At 39.4% G+C, this 10,787-nt stretch carries 10 protein-coding genes; 2 read left to right on the plus strand and 8 right to left on the minus strand.

The features are described 5' to 3' along the window. Window positions 1-363 precede the first annotated feature (363 nt). The 3 genes from H1P_RS26325 to H1P_RS26335 all read right to left on the minus strand — a co-directional run bounded on the left by H1P_RS26325 (window position 364) and on the right by H1P_RS26335 (window position 4,940). On the minus strand, window positions 364-1,083 hold the full coding sequence (locus tag H1P_RS26325) for a carbonic anhydrase (protein WP_144873164.1): 720 nt from the start codon (window positions 1,081-1,083) through the stop codon (window positions 364-366). A gap of 626 nt (window positions 1,084-1,709) precedes the next feature. After that, window positions 1,710-2,228, minus strand: coding sequence for a single-stranded DNA-binding protein (locus H1P_RS26330; protein WP_144873166.1), 519 nt, complete (start codon window positions 2,226-2,228; stop codon window positions 1,710-1,712). A 183-nt stretch (window positions 2,229-2,411) separates the two neighbouring features. Beyond that, the gene (locus H1P_RS26335) at window positions 2,412-4,940 is read right to left on the minus strand and encodes a mannose-1-phosphate guanyltransferase (RefSeq protein ID WP_144873168.1); all 2,529 of its coding nucleotides are present in this window, start codon (window positions 4,938-4,940) and stop codon (window positions 2,412-2,414) included. Window positions 4,941-5,560: 620 nt separating this feature from the next. On the opposite strand from H1P_RS26335, the gene H1P_RS26340 reads away from it, so the two are divergent. Then, window positions 5,561-5,752 carry a hypothetical protein gene (locus H1P_RS26340; protein ID WP_144873170.1) on the plus strand — a complete coding sequence of 64 codons (192 nt, stop codon included), beginning with the start codon at window positions 5,561-5,563 and terminating at the stop codon, window positions 5,750-5,752. 167 nt (window positions 5,753-5,919) lie between these two features. Here the strand turns inward: H1P_RS26340 and H1P_RS26345 are convergent, their stop codons facing one another. The 4 genes from H1P_RS26345 to H1P_RS37760 form a co-directional block, all read right to left on the minus strand. Further along, window positions 5,920-7,521: a group II intron reverse transcriptase/maturase gene (locus H1P_RS26345; RefSeq protein WP_144873172.1), complete on the minus strand. Its 1,602-nt coding sequence runs from the start codon at window positions 7,519-7,521 to the stop codon at window positions 5,920-5,922. Then, the gene (locus H1P_RS26350) at window positions 7,511-7,702 is read right to left on the minus strand and encodes a hypothetical protein (RefSeq protein WP_144873174.1); all 192 of its coding nucleotides are present in this window, start codon (window positions 7,700-7,702) and stop codon (window positions 7,511-7,513) included. Before H1P_RS26350 ends, H1P_RS26345 begins: the two co-directional genes overlap by 11 nt. 564 nt (window positions 7,703-8,266) lie before the next feature. Further along, window positions 8,267-8,614: an HNH endonuclease gene (locus tag H1P_RS39535; protein ID WP_222427250.1), complete on the minus strand. Its 348-nt coding sequence runs from the start codon at window positions 8,612-8,614 to the stop codon at window positions 8,267-8,269. Beyond that, window positions 8,590-8,907, minus strand: a complete 318-nt coding sequence (locus H1P_RS37760) for a reverse transcriptase N-terminal domain-containing protein (RefSeq protein ID WP_222427249.1) — start codon at window positions 8,905-8,907, stop codon at window positions 8,590-8,592. The genes H1P_RS39535 and H1P_RS37760 overlap by 25 nt, the downstream gene beginning before the upstream one ends. Before the next feature lie 767 nt (window positions 8,908-9,674). On the opposite strand from H1P_RS37760, the gene H1P_RS26360 reads away from it, so the two are divergent. Next, complete coding sequence (locus H1P_RS26360) at window positions 9,675-10,445, plus strand: cobalt-precorrin-6A reductase (RefSeq protein ID WP_144873177.1); 771 nt, start codon at window positions 9,675-9,677, stop codon at window positions 10,443-10,445. Between the two features lie 62 nt (window positions 10,446-10,507). Here the strand turns inward: H1P_RS26360 and H1P_RS39990 are convergent, their stop codons facing one another. Beyond that, window positions 10,508-10,663, minus strand: a complete 156-nt coding sequence (locus H1P_RS39990) for a DUF7683 domain-containing protein (RefSeq protein ID WP_425461555.1) — start codon at window positions 10,661-10,663, stop codon at window positions 10,508-10,510. Window positions 10,664-10,787: the final 124 nt, after the last annotated feature.

A 10,787-nucleotide genomic window follows, 5' to 3' on the forward strand; every position in this document is an offset into this window, starting at 1 on the left:
TCGAAACCCGAAAATCAATACATTCACGAAGTCAGAAATCTGAAGTCGTGATGTCAGTCGTTTTACCTCTGAGGCGAAGGAGCGAGGATTCAATACTTGAATATATTTTGTTTCTCTTCGCCTAAAAATGGCGAGGCGCATACTCCAACTTCGGGCTTGATCTAACTCCTGACTCCTGACTCTATCCTCCTGACTTCAGCCCGAAGGGCGTGGTAAACTTTCGATCTCTAGCTTCAAGTTAAGCCAGATAATTTTGCCTTCTTGAAGTATTAAAAAAGCCAAGCAATATTTAATGGCTTCAACTACAAACCGCACTATGTTTTTTACTCTGCGATTCAGCCACGCCAATTATTGGCAAATAAATTAATCTACAAGAGAAACTTCTCCATTTGTTAAATTATAGTAAGCTCCTACAATTTTTAGTTTCCCTTGTTCAACTAAGTCATGAAGTAAAGGGGAAGAATTAAGCTTTTCTACTTGCAATCTTATATTACGCTTAATTGTCTTAGTATAAAATTTTTCTGAGTCATTTTTATCATTTCTATCTATAGCTGGTTGAATTGCTGCGACAATACTACCTATTTGACCAGGAAGCGGTTTTCCTTCAAGAGCAGCCTTAACCGCACCACATTTTTCATGACCGAGAACCATCAGCACTTTTGAACCTAATATTGCAGTGCCATATTCTAAGCTACCAATTTCTTCTGGAGTAGCTATATTCCCTGCGTCTCGAACAACAAATAAATCGCCAAAACCACGATCGAAAATAATTTCAATGGGAACTCTAGAATCAGCACAACCCAAAATAGAAACTAGGGGTTTTTGTCCTTCGACAACTTCTTGTAAGCGTAAATACTCTTGATTACGAGCTTCCGATTTATTAGTCACAAATCTCTTATTTCCTGCCATTAATGCTTCTAAAACTCGATCGGGAGTTGAATCTCCATTTAGTGTTTCAAAAGCAATAATTGTTTCTTTTTCTGAGGCGGAGCTTGTCTCTAATGCTCTTGCTTTAGTGGCTACTCCTGTTCCTAGAGCAACTACACCAAGCTTGAGTAATTTTCTTCTTGCTATCATATTCATAATTTTGTGGACAAATGAATTCTCAGAAATAATTGATTAAAAAGTCATTACCTGGTATTCCATCAATATTATCCATAATTTTCTTTCCTAATTTATTAGCTGTTTCAAAAAAAGATTGACTTTTTTGTATTAAACAAGAAAATCGGGAAGTTCTAGGGAAATAATCGGGAATTTCTCGAAAAAATCAGCCAAAAAACTGGTATTTAGTACTAGTTCCGTAAAGTGGGAGAGGCAAAGCTATGCCTAGTCTGAGTTAATTTTCAATTCGTTATTTTTCTTATTACCTCAATAGAAGATTTATCCGATCCAAAATCACCAATTACCAATCTCAAATTGAGTATTCATACCAAATCCGCCGAGCGAAAACCCACTTTTAATTCAAAGTTTAAAATCAATTTAAATTTATCATGTCTCCTGCCTTTCCACAAACTTTAAATGGGGCATCCGAACAGCATTTATTATCATACAGCACGCTCACAAAAAAGAAAACGTGCTGCTAGATTTAAGTCGCTGGTGATTTTCTCTAGGTTAATGTAGCTCCCGCAGTAACAATTTTCCAATAAAAACACCGTATCTTTGTTCTCGATGTTTTTTTCTTGTATTTACACAGTAAGCGGGTTAACTATTTAGAAAGGGATTTCGTCTAGAGTACCTTCATCATAATCTTCTGTAGTGTTTGTCGCTGTTGCAGGAGCAGAAGAATATTCGGGGGTGGAACTTAATTCGGGAGCAGAAGTAGGAGCTTGAAGGGATATAGGCTCTGGTAACTCTGCTGATGGTGTTGATGCTTGAAAGTCTACAACATTAGAGGGCATTGCAGTAGGTTGAGACAAACCTCGATCGCTGCTTTGACCCATAGCATAAATGTGGGATGCTACTAACTCGGCTCGTTTTTCTTTATAGCCGTTCATTTCAATCAAATTCATTGATAAACGACCTTCAATGACAAGGCGATCGCCAACAGAATAATTTTGGCTCATTTCTACCCCCAAATTGCGCCAACCCACAACTCTAATTCTAGTGGCGGGGTCTTCATCTCGTAAACCTGGAAATTCCACCATCATGTTAGCCACATCTACATCATCGGGGGTTTTTCTCAGTTCAGGGTTGGTAATGACTTCTGCCATTAAAATGCAAGTGTTCATTATTTTTAGGACTCCTGTGCTTAGTTCAATAGTACCACAATAATTAAGGATAGAAGATAAAGGAAGCAGGAACAAGGAATTTTCCACTACTATTAATTAATATCCAACTGACTATTATATTTTTCTCTTCCTTTAACCTGTATTGTTCCTTGTTCCTCATTCCTCTTTCTTTGTTCCTTACCTTTATAAGCTATCTCTGATCAAACCTTGTTCGAGATCGACAAAACTTTGGACTCGCTGACGATATTGATTGAGATTTTCTTCTACCCAAGTGCGGTCTTCACTATTAGCATAAATGTGAACTAAAGGTTCGCCAGCATCAGGTAAGATTAAAATCCAATTATCGTTACGCGGACTAATAATTTTAACTCCATCGATTAATTTAAGATTTTTCGTAGCATGGGTTTCTACCAGATAGCGCATCAGTGAACCTTTAACTTTCCAAGGGCAACGTACAGTATAGGAATTGTGGCAAACGGTGGGTAGTTCACTACGAATTTGCACTAGCGATCGCTCTTGAATAGTTAACATTTCCAATAGTTTAGCAATCCCAAACATAGCATCAAAACCTGGATGAAGTCGGGGGAAAATAAACCCCATTTCTCCACTACCTCCTAATACCACATTAGGATTATCTTGAGATGCTTCCATTAAAGCAGTAGGGTTAACTTTTGTCCGAATTACTTTACCGTCATGACGACGAGCAATTTGCTCTACAGCACTTGAAGCATGAACTGGAACAACAACGGTACTTCTAGGATTAGCTGTCAGAATGGTATGTACCATCAATGCAGTTAGGGTTTCTCCCTGAATGGGAAAACCAGATTCGTCTACGAGAATAAACTGCTCTCCATTAGCCGATACTTGTACTCCTAGATTAGCTTTGAGGGCTTCGACTACTTTACCTAGTTGATTGACTAGCAGAGCTTTTTCAGGAGCAGTCAGCGCATTTTGTTTTAAGCTAGCATTGAGAACCACTGCATCACAGCCAAATTTAGCAAGTAAGAGGGGTAAAATTGCCCCAGAAACCGCGTAAACGTAATCAATAACTACTTTAGAGGCATTATTGCGTACTGCCTCAATATTAAGATGCTTTTCAAAAGTATGGCTGTAAGCTTCAATCGTGCCAGTAGGATAAGCTACAATACCAATTTCGGGAATCGAAACTCTGCGTAAATCTTCTTTAAAATAAGTGCCTTCAATTTTTTTTTCTTTTGATTTAGAGATATTAATGCCTTCTCGATCGAAAAATTCAATTAAAATATGGTCTGGATGATTTGGCTCTAAACGAACATGAATTCCTCCCACAGCTTTAATATGACCAGTAATGGTGCGAGAAATCGGAATGGCAGTAGCTTCTAAATTTTGGACATTAACCCCCGCCGACATCAAGCCAGAAATAATTGAACGACTTACCATCCGTGAGACACTACGTTGATCTCTAGAAGCTAGAACGGTTGAGCCTAATTTAAGTGTTGAGCCATAAGCAGCCCCTAATTTCACCGCAAATTCTGGGGTAATATCAATGTTGGCTAAACCAGATACCCCTCGCTGTCCAAAAAGATTACGCTGGGCGGTATTTCCCCAAATTAAATTAATATTTAAAATCGCTCCTGATTCGATTCTTTTACTGGGCCAAACCCTTACATTAGGGGCAATTTGCGCTTCTTCTCCTACCATACACAAAGCACCAACTACCGCTCCTTCTAAAGCTTGAGCGCGACGATCTACCCTAGTTCCTCTGGCAATGGTACAGGCTCTTAAATGAGCTTCATCACCGATAGTTACGCCATTCCAAAGAATAGGACGTTTGAGATCTGCATCTGCGCCAATGGTGACATTATCCCCAATAATAGTTCCTGCTTCGATTTTCACTCTGGCACCAATACGACAGTTACTACCAATTAATGCGGGGGTTTTTATTTTGGCACTAGGATCGATGTAGGTATTGTTGCCAATCCATAACCCAGGAGATTTTTCTTTATAAGCATAATCGATGGTTACTTTTCCATATAAAGCATCGTACTGGGCTTCTCGATAAGCTTCTAAATGACCGACATCACACCAATAACCTTCTGCAATGTAACCATACATCGGTTCTCCAGTGGCTAGTAAGGCAGGAAATAAGTCTTTAGAGAAGTCTGATTCTTCATTTTCAGGAAGATATTTTAAAACCTCTGGTTCGAGAATATAAGTCCCTGTATTGACAGTGTCGGAAAAAATTTCGCTGAGAGAGGGTTTTTCTAAAAAGCGATTGATGCGTCCATCTTTATCGGTAATAACCACCCCAAATTCTACGGGATTGGGTACGCGAGTTAGAATCAGAGTAGCTTTTGATTTTTTGGCTTTATGATAGGCGATCGCTGCTTGTAAGTCAAAGTCTGTAACACCATCACCACTAATAACTAAAAAAGTATCATCGAGCCACTGTTCGATATTTTTGACGCAACCTGCTGTGCCTAATGGTTGTTCTTCTTCTACTGCATAAGTTATTTCTACACCAAAATCTTTGCCATCTTGGAAATAGTCACGCATGACATCAGGAAGATAATATAAAGTGGCAATTACTTCTTTGATATTATTTCTTTTTAATAGGTTAATAATGTGTTCGGCAATGGGACGATTAAGTATTGGCACCATCGGCTTTGGCAGATCGCAGGTTAGGGGTCTGAGCCTCGTCCCTGAACCTCCCGCCATCAGCACTGCACGCATAATTTTCTCCTTGTTTTATTGGTGTGTATGGAATGTTGGATACCGAATTGAGCGTTTTTTTCAAGATTGGCGTTGCTGATTGCGAGTATCAAATATACAACAATCGGTTTTCTAGCCATTAGCAAGGGGCTTTCAAGGTTTTTCTCAAAATAATTAATATATTTGTTCTGTTATACTTCGAGTGAGTAACATCCGTTTTAATTATTAAATTACTACTATGGTTTTAGAAATTACACTGAGATAGATATTTTTTGGGAAATTGTCTGAAAAATTATTGATTTTCCATTCAGGATCGAGTATTTGAGGCTAAATGGCGTAATTGGAGTATAAGAGGCGACAAAAATTGATTACTTATATTAAGTTTGTATAATTATCTCAAATAAAATTTCTCTTCTGATACCAGTTAGCTGTCATGATTGAATGGTAAAGAGCGAACCTGATATTGCCAGAAGAGGGGTTTAATTTTAGTCAAATTCATCATACAGAACTGGCATTAGTAGTATTTTTTACTACAAAGTAAAATAAGTAAATATTTATTCTCTGCCTTCTGTCCCCTGACATCTTTTAGGTTAGCTAAAATTAGAAGAGAAAACAGAATTGATTAAAGTTAAATTAAGATTATGATTAAGTTGATATCAATTATTTTGTTAGTATTCTATTTCGGTGGAGTCTGGAAATTTTGGAAAGGTTTTAACCGCACTAATTTCGATCGCGGTGTTGTCAATAAGTTACTTTTAGCTTCTTTATGGCCCGTGTTGTTGATTACTAACAAGTCTTATCGCAGAAATTTTCAAAAAGCTCTTAAGGGTTAGACAACTATTGCGTGACTTCTCCCGTAGCGTAAACGCATACGGGCTTCTAACCTCGCGATTAAAACCTTACTGCCCCGCGTCACTTATCTAAAAACATGACAGCTATCATGCCTCCCTGACAGTACGACTTGGGTTGAGTCGATGGAGGGTATAATCCCTCGCACCTCTCAATTAGATCGCAGCGTGCGACTTTCATCGCACTGCGCTCCCGAATATCTTTGGTCTTTCCGACCTTTGCCCATGTGAACGTAGTGGTGACAACTTCTATGTATTGCAAGTAAGTTACTGTTATCCCAGTTGTTGTGATTGTCATCTATATGATGCAACTCTACTTTTTCTCCGTTGAGAAATTTCAATCCGCAATGCCCGCATGAATGATTTTGTTTTCTAAGTGTCTTAGCTGTCGCCCCATCGTAGTATTTGCTGTTTCTCTTCGCCCAATAGTTTATGTCGCCATCAAAAGGGGACTTTTCTCCTTTGACGTTGACGAATTTGTTTTCTGAGTAACTAACGTTAGGGAAGGCATTTCTTATCATCTTTTCTGCTTTATAGCAACTTACGGTCTTTTGTTTCAAGAATACCTTGAACGCTTTTTGGTTTATGTACCATAAGCTGAACCTTGAGCCGTCCATCTTGCAATATTTATGATAGTTGCGCCATCCCCGTACCACGGGTGCTAGTTTGGACACTTTTGTTTCCGCACCATAGTTAGAGTTATTGACGATGTGTTTGACTTTTTGACGGAAAGCTTTGAAGTTATCTTCTGATGGGATACTTCTGAATTTTCCATTCTTCTTTTGGACGTAAAAGTGCCATCCGAGAAAGTCAAATCCATCTGTCGAAGCCGTCACTTTGGTCTTCTTCTGGCTAACTTCCATTCCTCTTTCTGCAAGGAATTCTTCAACTTTGTCAAGTATTTGTTCTGCACTATCTTCTGGTTTTAATATGAAAACCATGTCGTCCGCATATCTCAGACATTTACTGATAGGGGATCTGCTAGGTCTTTCCAGCCATTCTCCTATCTTTTCTATCCCATTTAACGCAATATTGGCTAATAATGGGGAACAGACTCCACCTTGCGGTGTACCTTGTTCGGGGAACTTCGGGTCAACTCCACTCTTGAGACATCGGCGTAGACCGCCTATGATATAATCAGGAGCAATAACCCTGTCTAAGATTGCCTTGTGGTTTATGCGGTCGAAGCACTTAGCGATATCAATTTCTAATATTCGCTTGTTGATTCCGTTGCTGTTGCTTTTCAGTTTTAGAAAGAGCATTTTTTGCGCGTCATGCGTGGAACGTCCTGGTCTAAAACCGTAGCTGTTAGCATGGAATGTAGCTTCGTGTGCTGGTTCTAGAGCGTATTTCAGCAGACACTGCCATGCTCTATCGGCAATTGTTGGAATTTTAAGGATTCGTTTGTTCCCGTCCTTTTTAGGGATAGGTATTTCCCGTAATCCTTGATGTTTCCAAGTCTTTGTATTTTGCTTTAGAGTTTTCTCTAGTTGGAATCGTTCCTTGAACGTTAAAGACTTTTTGCCATCAATTCCCGCCGTTTTCTTTCCAGTGTTTAACTGGGTTACTTGCCTAATTGCTAGCATTCTTGCTGCATAAGAGGAAAGAACAAGCTTTTGTAGACTTTTAGCCTTAGCTTTGTCTCCTTCTCTAATTGCTTTGAATATTCTCTTTTGTAGGCGGAATAGTACCTTCTGAAATCCCTTCCAATCGGCAAATTCCCAGTTATCGCTATAACTTGCGCTATGCGTCATAACTACTGTCCTCCATGTTTGAACATTCTTCTGATATCCTCAGACCAATTACGGTCTGTCCTACCCGTAGCCAGAGTTTCCGATGCTCGTCCATCCTATCTGGGTTTTGACCCCTAGAATCTGGTGCTACGTTTTTCTTCGTTCCGATAGTTAGATTGGCTGATGTTTTAGGGTGGTTCACTTTGCCTGTTACCTCCTCAGAGATGCAGCTATCAACTGTTGAATGCTGCGAGGATAGGCGGTAACAAAGTTCATATTATTTGTTCAGATTATGACTTGAAATTAAGACACTTTTCTAGAACCTGTTTACCCATGACATCTCCCGTTTAGCGGTAGTGTGGCTATCTGCTTTGCCTCTAATTCCGCCCTGATGCACGCTTTGGTCTGTAAGATTTCGAGCTTACTCGCCAGTGCCAGATAAGGAGTCATCTATCTCTTAGATGGAGGGACTTTAACCCTCATCCATCTATCAGTTCAGGCTACTTACAGTTTTCTCCCTGTCATCGCCTGGAAGCCTCTACTTCTCTATTCTCTAGAGCTTCGCAGCTTCAACGAATCGCACACAGTCAATTTCTTTCCCCGAACGTCCTTCGGTACTACTCGTATTATGAAAATACTAAGACATCTATATACGCTTGGAATTTTACCGATACAACTCTTGTATCGAACCTCATACTCCAGTAGGGTCGATGGAGGGTATTATCCCTCGCACCTCCCTTTGAAATCTGGACGTGATACTTTCGCATCATCCAGCTTCCGAAAATCTTGGCTTTTTGCTTTTGCTCATGTGTAGGTAGTGATGACAGCTACTATGAATAGCCATTAAATTGGTGTCTGTCCAATTGTTGTGATTACCATCTATATGATGTAGTTCTACTCTTTCTGTATCCAGAAATTTCAGTCCGCATCTTCCACATGAATGACCTTGTTTTTTGAGTGCTTTAGCTGTTGCGCCATCGTAGAGTATGCTATTTCTCTTTGACCAGTAAACTAAGTCTCCGTCGAAAGGTGATTTGTCTCCTTTGACATTGATGAATCTGTTTTCTGAGAAGTTAACTGATGGGAAGGCTATCTTAGACCTTGATGTTTCCAGTCTTTAGTATGTTTTCTTAGAGCTTTTTCTAGTTTAAATCGTTCCTTGAATGTCAAAGACTTTTTACCATCTATCCCTGCCGTTTTCTTCCCAGTGTTTAATTGTGTTACTTGTCGAATTGCTAGCATCCTAGCAGCGTGAGAGGTGAATATTAGTTTCTGAAGTCTTCTGGCTTTAGCTTTGTCTCCAACTCTTACTGCTTTGAATATTCTTCTTTGTAATCGGAATACTGTTTTTTGAAATTTCTTCCAATCGGAGTGTTCCCAATCATCGCTATATGTTGTATGCGTCATGATTCTTGATTTACTCGGTCGTCTATTCTCTGATTTCCTTTTGGCAGTTACGCCTCATCTTACCCGTAGCCAGGGTTTCCGATACTCGTCTATCCTATTGAGGTTTCGACCTTCCTCAAACCTGGTGTCTACGTTTCTTTTCGTTCCGACTGTCGGATTGTCTTGATACTTTAGGGCGGTTCAGTTTGCCTAACACCAAGTCGGGGAAGCAACTGCTAAATTCAGAGGCGTTGCGACTTTGTAGGTATTTAAGTCCATTTGTTATAGTTCAGATAATGGCTTCCTAGTAAGACATTTTTCTAGAGCCTATTTACCCTTGGTATCTCCCTATTAGCGGTAGTGTGACTATCTGCTTTGTCTCTAATTCCGCCCTGATGCTCGCTTTACCCTGTGAAATTCCGAGTTCACTCAGTAGAGCCAGATAAGGAGTCATCTATCCCTTAGATGGTGGGACTTTAACCCACATCCGATTGTCAGTTCAGGGTACTTACGGTTTTCTCTCCGTCTTTCCCTGGGAATCCTTACCCCTTTGTTCTCCAAAGGCTCTTGATTCCAACGAATCGCACTAATTTTCTAGGTGCTTTGATTGTACGAAGTTACGGCAATTTATAGCTCGATGTCTCGTACACGAGTATTATAAAACGGCTGAAACATTTGCTATATAAAGATTTGAATTCAAAACTGTAAAGAAACGATCGATAAGTGATCGCGTTCGCTTTCATCCCCTCTCATGAATGAGAAGGGTTATCTCACTCACATTTTAATTTATGTCTGTATGGATAATCGGAGGTACAGGAGATAGTGCAGCACTAATTAAAGCCATTTCTGCTGTTACTTCTGATTATGTTGTCACGGTGACAACACCCGAAGCTCGACAACTCTACGGGTCTATTTGTGATGTCATTGTGGGTGCAATGAATAGGTCGTTAATGGCGCAATTTTGTCGTAATTATGGTGTTGTTGCCATAGTAGATGCTTCTCATCCTTTTGCAGTGGAAGTTTCCCAAAATGCGATCGCAATTGCTCAAAATTGCAATCTACCCTATCTACGCTACGAAAGAGCTAAAGTAAATTCTGTAGCTGCTTCTCAACATTTAGAGTTAGACAGTTTTGAAACTCTTTTACAGGGAGACTACTTGTTAAATCAAAGAGTTTTATTAACAGTGGGTTGTCAGGTTTTACCCCAGTTTCAATCCTGGCAAGAGCATTCTACATTGTTTGCTAGGGTACTGCCAAAGCTTAACTCTTTACAAATGGCATTGGATTCAGGCTTTACGAGCGATCGCCTTATTGCCCTACGTCCCCCTTTTAGTGAAGCATTAGAGATTGCTTTGTGGCAACAGTGGCAGATTTCTTTAGTGGTTACCAAAGCTTCAGGAAAATCTGGCGGAGAAGATGTTAAATCTAAAGTGGCAGATCTATTAGGTATTCCTTTGATTGTTATTGCTAGACCAAAAATTACCTATCCTCAACAAACTTCTGATATTAAAGAAGTTACAAGGTTTTGTCTGAGAAATCTCCAATTAAAGAAGGGATAAACGATAAGGAATAATAGTAATTTGACAATAGCGACCGCTATTGGTCAATAAAATCACTTTATTCATCCTTCAACAAAATAGTCGAATAATTTCAAATCTATTCTATGTTTTACAAATTTTTGTATACAACTTACGTGATAAGGAAGAACAGGATAACAATAAATCATTGGATCGTCAGATGATTGGTCGAACAAACTTTGTAATTCTGAGAGAGTTATGAACCTATCCCACTAATAATAGATAAAATAAGAAGGTTGTAACTAAACGACTGAAGATGCCAGGCAAATTTGAGGGATTAAATGACCTAGAGTGGAAGCTATTTCAAGATATTTTTCCTAAAAA

The organism is Hyella patelloides LEGE 07179 (assembly GCF_900659865.1).
Lineage (GTDB): Bacteria > Cyanobacteriota > Cyanobacteriia > Cyanobacteriales > Xenococcaceae > Hyella > Hyella patelloides.